This is a genomic window from Aeromonas sp. Lyrl_2 (assembly GCF_051948815.1).
Taxonomy (GTDB): domain Bacteria; phylum Pseudomonadota; class Gammaproteobacteria; order Enterobacterales; family Aeromonadaceae; genus Aeromonas; species Aeromonas veronii.
Window position 1 is genome coordinate 78,433 of the sequence record NZ_JAYJLJ010000010.1, and the last position, 17,055, is coordinate 95,487.

The window sequence follows — 17,055 nt, forward strand, 5'->3', positions numbered from 1 at the left end:
GGGCTGGGTAGCCCAAAGCCAAGGGATTGTAGCAGTATCAAAGATGGCCTAACAACTCTTGATTGGCGCCATGATCGCGATCAATCCTGTGTGGGTTCTTTGCACAATTCGAGCCGGGTCACCCCTTTGTCAGTTTGTGCTCGGGCAAGATTGCAGTAGAATGGCCGCCGAAATCGCTCTAGTGAGGCACCTATGGAAACTATTGAAAAGATTAAGCAGCAGCTGGCTGACAACCCCATCATCATCTACATGAAGGGCTCCCCCAAGCTACCCAGCTGTGGCTTCTCTGCCCAGGCCTCCCAGGCTCTGATGTCCTGCGGCGAGCCGTTTGCCTACGTTGATATCCTGCAGAATCCGGATATCCGCGCCGAATTGCCAAAATTCGCCAACTGGCCGACCTTCCCCCAACTGTGGGTTGAAGGTGAGCTGATCGGTGGCTGTGACATCATGATCGAGATGTTCCAGGCTGGCGAGTTGCAGGCTCTGATCAAAGAGACTGCTGCCAAGTACAAGAAAGATGATGCTGCAGCTGAGTAATCGGTTCTGTGTTGTCGAGAGGGAGCCTTATAGGCTCCCTTTTTTATTGTCCCGGTTCTGGCAGGCAAGCAACTGATTGCCGGTTGCAAAAGCAACGCAATTGCCCTGAAAAATCTAATCTTTACGGCTTTGTTTTGGAGTTGTTAATTATATTATTTTCCAATATCTGATTACTTTTTTTAATCCATTTGGATTCAAGTGTTGCTGCCATCACATTTTTTGATAATTTCACCGTAACGCAGTCTTTTTGTAGATTTTTTTGTGTTTATGCTCACATTAATTGCAAGTGATAGAACCTAGTATCGCTTCGTCCTGTGAAATCAAACCCTACAAATTAATAAATAAAAAGAGATTTGCGATGAAGATGTATAGCAATCTGCCCATTGGTCTTCATGATATTACTGAAGCCAAAAAAAGACTGACCAATCATATATACAAGACCGCGCAACTACCCTCTAACTACATCAGCGAACGTTGCCATGGCGAGGTTTACCTCAAGCTTGAAAACATGCAACGTACAGGCTCTTTTAAAATTCGTGGCGCCTTCAACAAACTCAGTTCATTAAGTCTGGAAGACCGACAAAAAGGTGTTGTCGCCTGCTCGGCGGGCAATCATGCCCAAGGTGTATCACTCTCCAGTGCTATGTTGGGAATTGATGCCAAGGTGGTCATGCCTTGCTGTGCCCCCAAATCAAAAATTGCTGCAACCAGTGACTATTCAGCCAAAGTGATCCTCCATGGAAATAGCTTCAATGACACCATTGCCAAAGTCAGCGAAATCGTGGAGATGGAAGGCCGCGTATTTATCCCCCCCTTCGACGATGCAAAAGTGATTGCCGGCCAGGGCACCATTGGCCTGGAAATTATCGAAGATTTGTATGATGTCGATAACATCATAGTGCCGATCGGTGGCGGTGGTTTGATTGCCGGTGTTGCCATGGCTATCAAATCTATTAATCCGACTATCAAGGTGATTGGTGTGCAATCCGAGAATGTGCACGGTATGGCGGCCTCTTTCTATGCCGGTACCATGACCAATCACAGAACCAGCAGCACGCTGGCCGATGGCTGTGATGTGGCAAGACCCGGTTCACTGACCTTCGAAATCGTCAAACAATTGGTGGATGATATTGTACTGGTCACCGAGGATGATATTCGTCATAGCATGGTTGACCTTATTCAGCGCAACAAGGTGATTACCGAAGGGGCGGGAGCTCTGGCCTCGGCAGCGCTGCTCAGTGGCAAGCTGAAACATTATGTCGAAGGTAAAAAGACCGTCAGCATTATTTCGGGTGGCAATATTGATCTTACCCGGATCGCCGAAATTATCGAACAGAACAATATTCGTCAATTTAGCCTGTAAGGAATGCAGCCATGATATTAGACAGTGTTGTCACCGGCAGTAAAGAGAATACGCGTGCATGGCGTAAATCGGATACCACATGGGGATTAGGTCTGTTCGGTACTGCTATCGGGGCGGGTGTCTTGTTCTTTCCAATCCGGGCCGGATATGGTGGCCTGATCCCAATATTAATCATGCTGGTGCTGGCTTACCCCATTGCATTTTATTGCCACAGAGCGTTAGCCAGATTATGTCTTTCTGGCAGTAATCCATCGGCAAATATTACCGAGACCGTTGAAGAGCATTTTGGCAAAATGGGTGGAGTAGTAATTACCTTCCTCTATTTCTTTGCCATCTGCCCACTGCTGTGGATATATGGTGTGACGATCACCAATACCTTTATGGCATTTTGGGAGCATCAACTACAGTTGGTTCCGCTTAATCGAGGTGTGGTTGCACTGGCATTGTTGATGTTGATGGCATTCGTGATCTACTTCGGTAAAGATCTGATGGTCAAGGTGATGAGCTATCTGGTCTTTCCCTTTATTGCCAGTCTGATCGTTATCTCTCTCTCCCTCGTCCCGTACTGGAACAGTGCCGTCTTTGATCAGGTCAATCTGAGCGAGATATCGATGTTTGGTCACGATGGTATTCTGGTTACCGTCTGGCTGGGGATCTCCATCATGGTCTTCTCCTTTAACTTCTCGCCGATTGTCTCCTCTTTCATCGTCTCCAAACGGGAAGAGTATGAGCAGGAGTTCGGTCGTGATTTTACCGAGAAGCGCTGCTCGAAGATTATCTCCGGTGCCAGCATGCTGATGGTGGCCGTGGTGATGTTCTTTGCCTTCAGCTGCCTCTTTACCCTGTCACCGCAAAATATGGCGGAAGCCAAAGCCCAGAACATTCCGGTGCTCTCCTATCTGGCCAACCACTTCTCCTCAATGACGGGCAGCAAGTCTGCGTTTGCCACCACTTTGGAGTATGCGGCGTCCATTATTGCGCTGGTTGCCATCTTCAAATCCTTCTTCGGCCACTATCTGGGGACGCTGGAAGGGTTGAATGGTCTGATCCTCCGCTTTGGCTATCAAGGTGACAAGAACAAGGTCTCTTTGAAAAAGCTGAACATGATCAGTATGTTGTTCATCATGGGCTCCACCTGGCTGGTCGCTTATGTGAACCCCAACATCCTTGACCTGATTGAAGCAATGGGTGCGCCAATTATCGCCTCTCTGCTCTGCCTGCTGCCGATGTATGCGGTGAGCAAGACCCCGGCACTGGCAAAATATAAAGGTCAGGCCAGCAACCTGTTTGTCACCATCATCGGTGTGCTGACCATCCTGAATATTGTTTCCAAGCTGTTCTGAAAACCTTTTCTGCAAGTCATCAGCCATTCAGACCCTGACCCTTTGGCAGGGTCTGCATGGCGCAGTCAGAAGCGCGCAATAACCGGTTCTTCGTTGGCCCAATTATTTGGGCCTAGGGCAAGGCTATCCATTGTTTGACCACCAAACACATTGGCAAAGATGCTCTGACTGCAGTGACTCGACATCATAAATATCGAGGCGATGTAATGAAGTTTGATTCGTTGGTTCTGGTTATCAATTGCGGCTCTTCGTCGGTAAAATTCTCGGTACTGGATAGTAAAACCTGCGAGGTGGTGATCTACGGTATAGCGGATGGTATTGAGACAGCCCATCCCCAATTGCAAGTGGGTAAAGAGCCCGCAATGTCATTAGCTGAAAATAACCACACCTGTGCATTGGCTGCCATCGCGGCGGAATTGAAAAAACGGGATCTGCTGGATGCCATTGCACTGGTGGGTCATCGAATTGCTCATGGTGGTAGTGAATTTAGTGAAGCCGTGATTATTGATGAACATGTATTGGCGAAAATCAAGCAGGTGTCACCCTTGGCCCCGCTGCACAACCACGCCAATTTGAGCGGCGTGATGGCCGCCCGCCAGCTATTTCCCGACCAGCCCCAGATTGCGGTATTTGATACCGGCTTTCATCAGACCCTGAAGCCGGAAGCCTATATCTACGCACTGCCTTACCAATATCTGCAGGATTACGGCGTGCGCCGCTATGGCTTCCATGGCACCTCCCATCGCTATGTGGCCGAGCAGGCCTGCGTATTCATGGGGCTGGATGAGCAGCATGCCGGTCTGGTTATTGCCCATCTGGGCAATGGCGCCTCTATTTGTGCGGTACAGGATGGCAAGAGCGTTGATACCTCGATGGGGATGACGCCGCTGGAGGGGTTGATCATGGGCAGCCGCAGCGGCGATATCGATTTTGGCGCGCTGGCCTATATCGCCAGCAAGACCGGCCAATCCATCGAGGATATCGAGCGGGTATTGAACAAGCAATCCGGCCTGCTGGGTATTTCGGGGCTCTCCTCGGATATGCGGGTATTGGAAGCTGCCTATCACGAAGGACATCCCGGGGCAAAATTGGCCATTCACGCTTTTGTCCATCGTATTGCCCGCCATATCGGCGGCCATGCCACCTCATTGCGCCGGCTGGATGCCGTTATCTTCACCGGCGGGATCGGCGAAAACTCGGCCTTTATCAGAAAGCTGGTATGCGAACGACTTCAGGTATTTGGCGTAGCGATCAGCGAGCCGTTTAACCAGCGTCCCAATAGCGAGGGTTGCCGGGTTATTTCGGCGGCAGAGTCCATGGTGCTGGCGGCGGTTATTCCCACCAATGAAGAGAAAATGATCGCGCTGGATGCCATTCGTCTGGGGCAGCTGGTTCGTCAGGCCGAGTGCGTCTGACATCTTCCACTGTAGTGTCATGAGTAGTGAATGAGGTTTATTTGATGAAAGTTGATATGCAATTGGATCAGGATAAATTCCGTCAGGCATGGCAAGGGTTTGCCGGTGAAAACTGGAAGCACGAGATCAACGTCCGTGATTTTATCCAGCAGAACTACACCCCCTATGAAGGTGACGAACAGTTTTTAGCAGATGCAACCGAAGCGACCACCACTTTATGGAACAAGGTGATGGAGGGGATCCGCATCGAGAATGCCACCCACGCGCCTGTTGATTTTGATACCAATATTGCCACCACAATCACCGCCCACGGGCCGGGTTATATCGAGCAGGGGCTGGAAAAGATTGTTGGCCTGCAAACCGACAAGCCCCTTAAAAGAGCGCTGCACCCGTTTGGCGGCGTAAATATGATCCGCAGCTCTTTTGAAGCATATGGCCGGGAGATGGATCCCGAATTTGAATATACCTTCAGCGAATTGCGCAAAACCCATAACCAGGGCGTGTTCGACGTCTACTCTCCCGAGATGTTGCGCTGCCGAAAATCGGGAATTTTGACCGGTTTGCCGGATGGTTACGGCCGTGGTCGCATTATCGGAGATTATCGTCGGGTCGCGCTCTATGGCATAGATTATCTAATCCATGAGCGGGAGCTGCAGTTTGCCGATCTGCAACCGGCCCTCGAGCGTGGCGAGAATCTGGAGCAGGTGATCCGTCAGCGCGAGGAGCTGGCCGAGCACAAGCGGGCACTGGTGCAGATCAAGCAGATGGCGGCCAGCTATGGCTTTGACATCTCCGGGCCGGCGCGCACGGCGCAGCAGGCAGTCCAGTGGCTCTACTTTGCCTATCTGGCGGCGGTGAAGTCGCAAAATGGCGGGGCCATGTCCCTCGGTCGTACCGCCACCTTCCTCGACATCTATATCGAGCGGGATCTAAAGGCGGGGCTCATCAGCGAGCAGGATGCTCAGGAGCTGGTCGATCACTTCATCATGAAGATCCGCATGGTGCGCTTCCTGCGTACCCCCGAGTTTGACTCCCTCTTCTCCGGCGATCCCATCTGGGCGACCGAGGTGATCGGTGGCATGGGGCTGGATGGCCGTACTCTGGTGACCAAGAACGCCTTCCGCTACCTCCACACCCTCAAGACCATGGGGCCGGCGCCCGAGCCCAACCTCACCATCCTCTGGGCGGAAGGGCTACCACGGGCCTTCAAGACCTATGCGGCCCGCGTCTCCATCGATACCTCATCCCTGCAGTATGAGAACGATGATCTGATGCGCACCGACTTCGAGAGCGATGATTACGCCATCGCCTGCTGCGTGAGCCCCATGGTGATCGGCAAGCAGATGCAGTTCTTCGGTGCCCGCGCCAACCTCGCCAAGACCCTGCTCTATTGCATCAACGGCGGGGTGGACGAGAAGCTGAAGATCCAGGTTGGCCCGAAAGTGGCGCCCATCATGGACGAGGTGCTGGATTACGACACCGTCATGGCCAGCCTCGACAGCTTTATGGATTGGCTGGCGGTGCAGTACATCAGCGCGCTCAACCTTATTCACTACATGCACGACAAGTACAGCTATGAGGCCTCCCTGATGGCGCTGCACGATCGCGACGTCTATCGCACCATGGCCTGCGGCATTGCCGGTCTGTCGGTAGCGGTCGATTCGCTGGCGGCCATCAAGTACGCCCGGGTCAAGCCGGTGCGCGATGCTGACGGGCTGGCGGTCGATTTTGTGATTGAGGGGGAGTATCCCCAGTACGGCAACAATGACGAGCGGGCCGACTCCATCGCCTGCGATCTGGTCGAGCGCTTCATGAAGAAGATCCAGGCGCTGCCGACCTACCGCAATGCGGTGCCGACCCAGTCGATCCTGACCATCACCTCCAACGTGGTCTATGGCCAGAAGACCGGTAACACCCCGGATGGCCGCCGCGCCGGTGCGCCGTTTGCGCCGGGGGCCAACCCGATGCACGGTCGGGATCGCAAGGGGGCGGTTGCTTCGCTCGCCTCGGTGGCCAAGCTGCCGTTCAAATATGCCAAGGACGGGATCTCCTACACCTTCTCCATCGTGCCGGGGGCGCTCGGCAAGGAGCCCGCCAATCGCGAGAACAATCTGGTGGGGCTGATGGATGGCTACTTCCATCACGAGCGTGATGTGGAAGGGGGTCAGCACCTCAACGTCAACGTGATGAACCGCGAGATGCTGCTGGATGCCATCGACAATCCGGACAAGTACCCCAGCCTGACTATCCGGGTCTCCGGCTATGCGGTGCGCTTCAACGCCCTGACCCGCGAGCAGCAGCAGGACGTCATCTCCAGAACTTTCACCAACATGATGTAACTCTGATGCCCGGGGTGAGCAGGCTTGCTCCGGGCCTACTTTTTGTTTGTCAGCACGAGGAAGTAACAGATGCGACAGGTTATCACTACCAAGGCGGCGCCGGGCGCCATCGGCCCCTATGTGCAGGCCACACGGATTGGCAACATCCTCTACACCTCCGGCCAGATCCCGCTGGACCCGGTAAGCGGTGACATTGCGGAGGGTATCGAAGCGCAGACACTGCGCTCCCTGCAAAACGTTCGGGCGATTGTCGAGGCGGCAGGTGGCGAGGTGCGCAATATCTTCAAGACTACGGTGTTTGTCTCGGATCTGAACGACTTTGCTGCGGTGAATCAGGTCTACAACGACTTCTTCACCGAGCACGATGCCATGTATCCGGCGCGCTCTTGCGTGGAAGTGGCTCGGTTACCGAAGGATGTGAAGATCGAGATAGAGGCGATTGCTGCGCTGTAACCCCATCGGGAGTGTGTCAGCAAGCCAAAACAGAGCGGCTGCCAATGGCAGCCGCTTTTGTCTATATGGTCATCGGGCAGATCAGGCGATCCGTTCGATACGAGCCATGTAGAAGCCGTCGAAGCCGGTCTCGGACGGGCTCACGGTGTGATCGTCACGCAGACGGAAGTTTTCGTTGGCGGCGAGGAATTTGTCCACCTGCTGGCGGTTCTCCTCGGGCAGGATGGAGCAGGTTGCATAGACCAGCAGGCCGCCGACTTTCACCATCTGGCTGTAACGCTGCAGGATCTCTTCTTGCAGCGCGACCAGCACCGGCAGACGCTCGGCGGTATCACGCCACTTGGCATCCGGATTGCGCTTGAGTACGCCTAGACCGGAGCAGGGCACGTCCAGCAGTACGCGGTCGGCGCTCTCTTTGAGGCGCTTGACGGTCTTGCTGCTGGTGATGACCCGGGTCTCCACGTTGTGGGCACCGGCACGACGGGCGCGTTGCTTGAGGTTCTCCAGCTTCCACTCTTCCACATCCATTGCCAGCAGACGGCCTTTACCCTGCATCATGGCGGCGATATGCAGGGTCTTGCCACCGGCACCGGCGCAGGCGTCGATAACGCGCATGCCTGGGGTAACTTCCAGCGCAGCAGCAACCAGCTGGGAGCCTGCGTCCTGCTGTTCGAAGCAACCATCGGCAAAGGCCTTGGTGCGGAACAGGGCGGCGTCGGAGGTGACCTGCAGGGCAGTCTCCACACCTTCAACCGGAATTGTGGTGACATGCTCTTTGGCCAGAATGGCTTGCAGCTCATCACGGGTGCACTTGAGGGTGTTGACCCGAAGGTAGCGCTTGGGCATCCAGGCCAGGGCGGCACGCTCGGCAGGCCAGGCTTCACCCAGCTGCTCGCTACCCAGTTTCTCCAGCCAGCTCGGGCAACCATCCATCAATACCGGGTTCTTCTTCGCCTCGGTCAGACGGCGGCGGAATGCCTCTTCATTGAAGCGATCCAGGGTCGGGTTGTTGGGCTGGGCAATTTTGTGGAAAGCGTGCCAGCTGTGCAGCAGTGGCCAGACATTCTTTTCGGCCTGACGCACCTGAATACCGGTGAGGAAACAATAGAGACTGAGACGGCGCAGCAGGTCGCCGGTGACCAGGGCAATCCTTGCCTGTTCTTGCGGTTTGAGTTCGATGCCGGAGAAGTGACGGGCATAGGCGCGGTCGAGGGTAAGACCCTGACCGAGCACATCGTCAACAATGGCAACGACCAGATCCCCGAAACGGGGCAACAGTGGGGATTTGAGCATGAGATTAACCTTGGCCAGATAAAGATGAACCGCACCTTTGTGAAGAGGAGCAGTTCTAAAATTGACAAATCCGCGCAATGATAGGGGTTAGACGGGGTTGGCGCAACACTCCCCATAGAGTGAGTGGCTGAAACAGTGGCGCCGGGCTTCTTGATGCGGCGGGATAATGATGCCGGTAATGGTTCAAAAAAGTGCATGGCTACAAGGATGACAAAGATGCATGTGACCAGTAAGTGTTCGTTGGCCCTGTTGGTGGCCAGTTTGTTGGGGTCAACCAGCCTGATGGCCAGCGAGTGGAGTACGGTAGCCGCCAGAGCGACTGCGGAGCAAGGTTATGAGGTGCGGGCCAATCAGTTTCGGGTGGCCAAGGTGCCGCTCGACTATTTTGCCGGGCTGCAAGCCGGGGCGAGTGAGCTGACCCTGCCGTTGCCCGATGGGGGGGAGGTCACCTTTGCTCTGGAAGCCTACGACTTGCTGCCTGCAGATCTCGCCGCCAAGTATCCGCAGATCCGCACCTTCAAGGGTCACAACCCGGCGCATCCTATAGAGACGGGGCGCTTCGATCTGGGGCCGCAAGGTTTCCACGCCATGTTCAGCCATCAGGGCAGGATGGTGTTTGTCGATCCGCTGCGCAATGCCGAAGGTTACGCCATCTATTACCAGCAGGATGCCCATAGTCGATTGGAAGAGGCTGCAGATGAGGTGATAGGGCTCAAGCTCAGCAAACTGGTGCGCAAGGTGCAAGTGGATGGCAATGTTCGCAAGCGCTACGTCATTGCCATTTCGGCGACAGGAGAATTTACCCAATACCACGGTGGCTCCAAAGCGCTTACCATGGCGGCGATTGCGACCTTGCTCAACCGCGTCAATCAGGTCTATCAACGGGATGTGGGCGCCGAATTCGTGCTGGCCAGTGGCAATGACAACCTGATCTTTACCGATCCGGCCAGCGACTTGTTTGCCAATGATAATTCGGATGCGCAGACCAATATCGGGGTACAGGCTTATTACTTTACCAATATGCAGCTCGGTAATTTTGATATCGGCCATGTCCTGAATACCAATGGCGGCGGTCTGGCCGGATTGGCAGTGCTCTGCACCAATCAGAAGTCTGGTGGGATGTCGGGTTCACCCACACCGGTGGGAGATGCCTTCTTCGTTGACTATGTGGCTCATGAAATTGGCCACCAGTTTGGTGCTGATCATACCTTCAACGGCACTACCGGGAGTTGCGGTGCTGGTACCCGGGTTGCGAGTCAAGCCTATGAGCCTGGTAGTGGCAGCTCCATCATGGCCTATGCCGGTATTTGTGGTGATGAGAATATTCAGACTCACAGCGACCCCTATTTTCATAGCAAGTCCATCGAGCAGATGCGTGCGCACATGGCGACCGTATCGACTTGTGGAACCACACTCGCGTTGAGCAATAATGCCCCGCAGGCAGCTGCAGGGGGGGACTATGTGATCCCTGCCAATACGGCCTTTATGTTAAAAGGGGCTGGTGGAGATCTGGATAATGATTCTCTGCTCTACAACTGGGAGCAGATCGATCTGGGTACTGAATCGAGTAGTGCCGCCACCATGATTGACGATGGCTCCCGGCCGCTGTTTCGTTTTGTCTCTCCCACGGCATCGCCGGAGCGGATCCTGCCGAGTTTGCCATCCCTGCTCTCCGGCACGCTTGCCAAAGGAGAGGCCTGGCCGACTACCAACCGGGATCTCAATTTCAGACTGACGGTGCGTGATGGTCAGGGTGGCGTTGCCAGTGATGACATGAAAGTGCAAGTGATCAATACCGGTGCGGCATTTCGCATCACCAACCCGTTTTACGGGGTGACTCTCACTCCGGGGGCCAGTCAGGCAGTGGGATGGGATGTGGCGGGCACAACTGTGGCGCCGATCAGTTGCAGCAAGGTGGACATCTCGGTGACCCAGAATGAAGGCGTAAGCTGGACAATGCTTGCCGCCGGACAACCCAATAACGGCGCAGCAACGGTAACGTTGCCTGCCGATCTCACCAGCAGCGTCAGGCTGAAAGTGGCATGCAGCGACAATATCTTCTTTGCCATCAGTCCCCTCAAATTGCCTCTGGTGCAAGGTGGCTCGACTTCAGGTGGCGGCGGTGGTGGCGGGGCGCTCGGATTGTGGACGCTGGCTCTGGCGCTGCTTGGCTGGCAACGGAGGCGCATATGAAGGGAGTCCCTCTGTTGCTGCTTGCCATGCTCGGCGGTTGTCAGGCCGATGCCAGCACGCTGGAACAGGAGCTGAGTGCAAACCTCGCCAGGCAGGATTACCGCCTGATAGTGATAGCCGGGCGGGGAGAGTTCGCCCCCGGTATTGCAGCCGAGCAGCAGGCAGAGGCCAAGGCGCGCTGTGGCAAGCGTTATCTGGATGGATTGGGCGATGTGATAAGGCCCGGTCAGCAAGAGATACATGCCAAGTTGAGTGCTTACGCCAGCGAGTACAACCAGCGTATGGTGATTCATTGCCCAATAGCATCGGGCGCTGGCAAGCAGTAATACACCAACGAACCAATCCAAATGGAGGGGATACTCATCCCCCTATCTATCCGTGAAGGCGCCAATAGCGCCTTCACTTTTTTCCGTTGTTGAATGGGGCCAGTCTGTATTGCCTGAGATGGGGAGGCGGGTGTAGCACGATTTTTCAGCGTGACAGAAGTTTTGTGCGAATGTTCTTTTCTGTCTGTCACGCAGATTGTCAATTGACGCTGCACCATACTTGTTGTCACCAAGGTAGGGCAAGGAGGCTCTATGAAGCATGGCATTGCGGTGATTATCACCAGTTTGTCTGTTCAGGTTGCAGCAGAACCACAGTGGACCTTCATGGATGAAAACTTGGAAAGGGGAGGGGTCTATGATGTGCGAGCTGAAAAGGTCAGAGTGGTGGTTCCTGACAAGCCTTTTGAACCCGGGTATCTCGCCAGTGTATTGACCTTGCCATTGCCGGATGGCACTACGGTGCAGTTTGATGTTCATCCCAATGCCTTGCTACCGGAGCCTTTGGCCCAGCGCTACCCTTCTATCAATACTTACAGTGGGAAGGCTATCGATCGGGCGGCGGATACAGGCCGATTTGATGTCACCACACATGGTTTTCACGCTATGTTTACCCATCAGGGGCGTATCTTTTATGTCGATCCGCTTCAGGACGGTTTCTCTTATGCCGTTTATGAACAGCAAGATGCCTGGCGGCGACAGGATGTGGATCAGGTGATTGATCCTCATGGTATCGAGCGTGAGCGAGCTGTGCTGGTCGATGGCAATTTGCGCAAGCGCTACACTATCGCCATCTCGGCAACCGGGGAATATACCCAGTATCACGGTGGTACCAAGGTTGCAGCACTCTCGGCCATTGCAACACTGCTTAATCGGGTCAATGAAGTCTATCGCCGTGATGTGGGGGCCGAGTTTCAGCTTGCAGCTGATACGGATAATGTGATTTTCACCGATCCTGCGATGGATCCTTTCACCAACTCGACCCAGGATATCGCAATCAACCAGACCCAACAGGGGGGGTTGCTCAATCCTTCTTTTGATCTGGGCCATCTGCTGGCTACATCAGGCGGCGGGGTGGCGACCCTGAGATCTTTATGCAACCCTTTCAGCCGTTCACGGGGCATGACCGGAGGCTCACAGCCTATCGGTGATGCGTTTTTTATTGATTATGTGGCTCACGAATTGGGGCACCAGCTGGGGGCAGAGCACTCCTTCAATGGCATGGCCGACAGTTGTGCCACGGGTCGCAAGGCTAGCTCAGCCTGGGAACCGGGCAGTGGCTCGACCATCATGGCCTATGCCGGGATCTGTGGTGAGGAGAATCTGCAGGTTAACAGCACACCTTTTTTTCACAGCAAGTCGAGCGAGCAGATGCGGGCTCTGATGGCCTCTCTGCCCTCCTGCGGCACCGACCTGGCGCTTGCCAATAACGCGCCGGTTGTGGATGCGGGGGGCGATAGGGTGATCCCCGCCAATACGCCTTTCACTCTTGTCGGTAGTGCGCTGGATCTGGATGGTCATCCCCTCAGTTACACCTGGGAGCAGGTTGATCTTGGCAATGCATCCTACAGCGTGGCAACCATGGTGGATGATGGAACCCGCCCGCTGTTTCGCTTTGTTTCACCAACATCGGATCCCCGTAGAACATTGCCCGCCATGAGCTCTCTGATATCGGGTGTCTTGGCTAAAGGAGAGGCGTGGCCTGCGACCAATCGCAATCTCCAGTTCCGCATTACCGTACGTGATGGTCAGGGGGCGGTGAGCAGTGATGAAATGGTGGTTCAGGTGATCAATACCGGCGCGGCATTTGCCATCACAGCTCCGCAGATCGGCGCCATGGTGGCGGGTAGTACTCAGCTAGTGACATGGAATGTTGCCGGGACCAATCAGCCTCCTATCAATTGTCCCAGCGTGGATTTGGCACTGACACAGAATGGTGGTTCTACTTGGACTACGCTGGCAAGCGGGCTTGCCAATAACGGTTCGGCCAGTGTGGTGTTGCCTGCACCGTTGACCAGCACGGCCAGGCTGAAGCTGGCATGCAGCAATAATATTTTTTTCTCTATCAATGGGATAAGAGGTAATGCGTCTGCCACTACGGAAAGTGCAACTGTCATTACCGACAACAATGCGGGTGGCGGCGGTGGTGGTGGTGCAGTGAATCTTATCGTGATCCTCCTGATGGGAGGGGCAGCCGGATGGCGCAGGTATTACGGTTAGCCGTCAGTTTGCTGTTTCTATATATCTGCGCAGCGCCTGTTGTGGCCGCATCACTGACCGAGGCAATAGATGAAAGTCTTGCTGCTCAGGATTATCGGCTCATCGTGCGTGGCGGGCGCGGCGGTATGGCTCCGGGGGTTGTGGAGTCATTGCAAGCAGAAGCGAGAACCCGGTGCGGAGTCCGTTATCTGAAAGGGTTCGGTGATGTCATTGAGATGGGCAAGGAATCGGAGTTTGAGCAGCGGATTGACTATGCCACCCGATATAACCGACAGATGCTGGAAAGGTGCATGCCGGAGGCAATTTCAAGGCCATAGTGGCTGTACAACAACGGCGTGTAAATCGGCATGATTGGAGTTATAACTCTAATATTCCAAACATAGTGATAGTCTCATGGGAGTGATTCGATGACTCACATATGAGCCCCCATATACTATTTTTTGGAGTTTTAACTCTATTAAAAAGAACTGCTGAAAATGCTAACAAAATGAGCTGCTTATAAACTATAACTCACTAACCTTATGATTTTAAATGAAATAAAATTCATTTAATTTTTATTGGAAAAGTTGAATTGTGACTTGCGTCACGTTATTCTCGCCGGCTGTTCAGTCAGGTGATTAATAATGATGAAGTTCACAATAAATGCAATCTCAGCTGTCATCGCAATGTCAGCCAATATCGCGCTGGCATCCCCATGGCATATGGTCGAAAAACGTAGCAAGCAGGCCGATGAACCTGTAAGGGCTCGCGCATACAATATCTTTGAGGTAGAACCGGATTTTTTAGAAAATCTGCGCTTGGGCCAAACCGTGATTACGCTACCATTGCCTGATGGCAAGATGGTGCAATATGAATTGGAAGCCTATTCCGTATTACCGCCTGCGCTGGCAGCAAAATACCCAGATATCATGACCTATAAAGGACATGAAGTGGGCACCCCCAGCAATACCGGTCGTTTTGATATTTCTCCGCGTGGTTTTAACGGCATGTTTATGCATGCCGGTGAGCAGATATTTGTCGATATTCAGCGTAATGGTGCCTACGCTGTCTATTACAAAAAAGATGCACATTCAATAAATGGCAAGAATATCAAGGAGAGCATCGAAAAGCCAGAGCTGAAAAAAAAGTTAGCACACAAAACTGAAGCGGCTCGTAACGAGGCTGGCTATAGCAAGCCAGAGCTTACCCAGTACAGCATTGCATTCTCTACTACTGGTTCATATACCAGGTTTTTTGGTGGCCAAGCCCAAGCATTGGCATCACTGATAACCTTGACTAATCGTTTAAACGAGGTATATGAAAGGGACTTAGGGGTTCGTTTTGTATTGGCAGAGGGGAATGACAATATTATATTCGAAAATCCTGTTGATGACCCTTTTGTTAACGGTAAGTATCCTAAATTTAAAAACATCAGCACAATAAATACAGCGGTTCAGAGAGAGAAGCTGAGTAGTAATGAGCTTGGCTATTTCGATATTGGTCATGTAGTGACGCAAGTGGAAAAAAATGAAGGGGATGCGCATCTAGGATCATTATGTGACAATATAGATTTATATTATTCATATAGGTCTAACGCTGCTACAGGAAACAAAAATCCTGTTGGAGATGCTTTTTTTATTGACTTTGTTGCGCATGAGATTGGTCATCAATTTGGAGCTGACCATACCTATAACGCTGATAAGGGACAGAGAGAGTCATCCATGGCATGGGAGCCTGGCAGTGGTAGCTCCATCATGGCTTATGCGGGGATGATGGGGGAGCAAAATATACAGCTCAACAGCGATGCCTATTTTCATAGCAAGTCGATTGAGCTGATGCTCGAGCATATAAACAAGCGTGAAGCTAAAGCAAAGAAGAGTGAGATCCGTTTTTTTGGTGCACCATCGGCACTTGCTCCTCTTTTTTCCTCACGTTGTGGCACTGCTATCCCGAACCAAAATGGCGATAATCAGGCGCCAGAAATTACCGATGTGCCAGCAGAACATGTGATCCCCAAAGGGGTGGCATTTAGCCTGAGTGGCAAGGGTAATGATATTGACGGTGATACCCTTACCTATACTTGGGAACAGGTCGATCTGGGGGATGGAACGACGAGTGGCGATCAATTGAGTTCCGGTCGCCTTGCAACCGGCCCTCTGTATCGTTACGCCGCGCCGACCACTTCCCCGGTTCGTCACTTTCCTTCGCTGGCTACCCAGTTAAAAGGGGAAGCTGAGAAAGGTGATGTTTGGGTCAATGTGCCGCGCACCCTTAACTTCCGTCTGGTCGCCCGTGATGGCAAAGGCGGTGGCGCCTATGGTGAGACCTCGGTCGAGGTGGTCGATACAGGTTCACAAACCTTCAAGATATTGCCAGCCCCTGACCAGCGTATTCTGGTTGGTAGCCCGACCACAGTGAATTGGCAAGTAGCTGGAACCGACGGTGGCCGCATCAACTGCCAGCGGGTCGATATCAGTTATAGCAACGATGAAGGCAAGAGTTGGCAGCCGCTGGTCAATGGCGTGAGCAACAATGGCGCTCATGAGGTAACCATTCCGGCCAATGCTGGCAGCGCTGTTCGCCTCAAGCTGGCCTGTAGCGACAATATCTTCTATGCCATTACGCCAAAACTGGCGACCAAGAGCAGTGATACACCAGCTCCCCAGCCTGAAAGCAATGGCGGCGGTGGCGGCGGTTCGACCGGTCTGTTCGCGCTGTTGGGGCTTGGTATTGCCGCGCTGCTGCGTCGTCGTGAGATCATGAGCTACTAAACCAAGATAACCCAAGGGTGAGATTACCCATCTTTGGTAAATTGATGAACCAAGCGAAGAGGCGTTAGCCTCTTCGCTTTTTTTGTATGGTTTACAAGGTCGCTTTATCGAGCGCACAATGCCTGCGTCACTCTCTTGATGGTCGTGGAACCATTATTTATTTGAAGGAAAATCAAGATGATGGATGTTGCTGATCTGCGCCGTGAGTATACCCGTGGCGGGTTGCACCGGGCCGATCTGCCGGCCGAGCCGCTGGCGCTGTTCGAGAAGTGGTTGGCGCAGGCCTGTGAGGCCAAACTGACCGATCCCACCGCCATGGTGGTAGCGACGGTGGATGCCGAAGGTCAGCCCTGGCAGCGCACCGTGCTGCTCAAGCACTACGACGCCCAGGGGATGGTCTTTTACACCAACATGGGCAGCCGTAAGGCGCAGCAGCTGGAAGGCAATCCCCGTATCAGCCTGCTCTTCCCCTGGCACACGCTGGACAGACAGGTTCATGTGACCGGTCGGGTGGAGAAGATGAGCACTTTCGAGGTGATGAAGTATTTCCACAGCCGTCCCAAGGATAGCCAGATCGCTGCCTGGGTCTCCAAGCAGTCGACCCGCATCTCGGCCCGTGGTGTGCTGGAGGCCAAGTTCCTCGAGCTCAAGCAGAAGTTTGCCAATGGCGAAGTGCCGCTGCCGAGCTTCTGGGGCGGATTCCGGGTGGTGATCGAGACAGTGGAGTTCTGGCAGGGGGGCGAGCACCGGCTCCACGACCGCTTCTACTACACCCGCGACGGGGATGGCTGGCATATCGAGCGTCTGGCTCCCTGAGCGCGCTATT

The 17,055-nt window shown here is 53.7% G+C and carries 13 protein-coding genes; 12 read left to right on the top strand and 1 reads right to left on the bottom strand.

Annotated features, from left to right (window positions below; genetic code table 11):
• The first annotated feature begins 192 nt into the window (after positions 1-192).
• The 6 genes from VF684_RS10760 (at position 193) to VF684_RS10785 (ending at position 7,450) form a co-directional block, all read left to right on the top strand.
• The gene (locus VF684_RS10760; RefSeq protein ID WP_005353650.1) at positions 193-537 is read left to right on the top strand and encodes a Grx4 family monothiol glutaredoxin; all 345 of its coding nucleotides are present in this window, start codon (positions 193-195) and stop codon (positions 535-537) included.
• Between the two features lie 358 nt (positions 538-895).
• Positions 896-1,900, top strand: coding sequence for a bifunctional threonine ammonia-lyase/L-serine ammonia-lyase TdcB (tdcB, locus tag VF684_RS10765; RefSeq protein WP_005334660.1), 1,005 nt, complete (start codon positions 896-898; stop codon positions 1,898-1,900).
• A gap of 11 nt (positions 1,901-1,911) precedes the next feature.
• Complete coding sequence (gene tdcC / locus VF684_RS10770; RefSeq protein WP_139440082.1) at positions 1,912-3,243, top strand: threonine/serine transporter TdcC; 1,332 nt, start codon at positions 1,912-1,914, stop codon at positions 3,241-3,243.
• A gap of 206 nt (positions 3,244-3,449) precedes the next feature.
• Positions 3,450-4,658, top strand: a complete 1,209-nt coding sequence (tdcD, locus tag VF684_RS10775; RefSeq protein WP_139730765.1) for a propionate kinase — start codon at positions 3,450-3,452, stop codon at positions 4,656-4,658.
• A 44-nt stretch (positions 4,659-4,702) separates the two neighbouring features.
• Complete coding sequence (gene pflB, locus VF684_RS10780) at positions 4,703-6,997, top strand: formate C-acetyltransferase (protein ID WP_201997981.1); 2,295 nt, start codon at positions 4,703-4,705, stop codon at positions 6,995-6,997.
• A gap of 69 nt (positions 6,998-7,066) precedes the next feature.
• Positions 7,067-7,450 carry a RidA family protein gene (locus VF684_RS10785; protein WP_139440084.1) on the top strand — a complete coding sequence of 128 codons (384 nt, stop codon included), beginning with the start codon at positions 7,067-7,069 and terminating at the stop codon, positions 7,448-7,450.
• A gap of 81 nt (positions 7,451-7,531) precedes the next feature.
• Here the strand turns inward: VF684_RS10785 and VF684_RS10790 are convergent, their stop codons facing one another.
• Positions 7,532-8,743 (bottom strand): RsmB/NOP family class I SAM-dependent RNA methyltransferase, encoded by a 1,212-nt coding sequence (locus VF684_RS10790; protein ID WP_139398667.1) that lies wholly within the window; start codon positions 8,741-8,743, stop codon positions 7,532-7,534.
• Between the two features lie 216 nt (positions 8,744-8,959).
• Here VF684_RS10790 and VF684_RS10795 point away from each other — a divergent pair, with 216 nt between their 5' ends.
• The 6 genes from VF684_RS10795 (at position 8,960) to pdxH (ending at position 17,045) form a co-directional block, all read left to right on the top strand.
• Positions 8,960-10,936 (top strand): reprolysin-like metallopeptidase, encoded by a 1,977-nt coding sequence (locus VF684_RS10795; RefSeq protein WP_139440085.1) that lies wholly within the window; start codon positions 8,960-8,962, stop codon positions 10,934-10,936.
• A complete protein-coding gene (locus tag VF684_RS10800; protein ID WP_005362007.1) occupies positions 10,933-11,262 on the top strand; it encodes a hypothetical protein in 330 nt (109 codons plus the stop codon). The genes VF684_RS10795 and VF684_RS10800 overlap by 4 nt, the downstream gene beginning before the upstream one ends.
• Before the next feature lie 252 nt (positions 11,263-11,514).
• Complete coding sequence (locus tag VF684_RS10805; RefSeq protein ID WP_279461794.1) at positions 11,515-13,479, top strand: reprolysin-like metallopeptidase; 1,965 nt, start codon at positions 11,515-11,517, stop codon at positions 13,477-13,479.
• Positions 13,458-13,796: a hypothetical protein gene (locus VF684_RS10810; RefSeq protein WP_080768659.1), complete on the top strand. Its 339-nt coding sequence runs from the start codon at positions 13,458-13,460 to the stop codon at positions 13,794-13,796. The genes VF684_RS10805 and VF684_RS10810 overlap by 22 nt, the downstream gene beginning before the upstream one ends.
• 306 nt (positions 13,797-14,102) lie before the next feature.
• Positions 14,103-16,229 carry a reprolysin-like metallopeptidase gene (locus VF684_RS10815; RefSeq protein ID WP_201912945.1) on the top strand — a complete coding sequence of 709 codons (2,127 nt, stop codon included), beginning with the start codon at positions 14,103-14,105 and terminating at the stop codon, positions 16,227-16,229.
• A 177-nt stretch (positions 16,230-16,406) separates the two neighbouring features.
• Entirely contained in the window at positions 16,407-17,045 is a 639-nt protein-coding gene (gene pdxH / locus VF684_RS10820) for a pyridoxamine 5'-phosphate oxidase (protein ID WP_005334637.1), read from the top strand.
• Positions 17,046-17,055 lie beyond the last annotated feature (10 nt).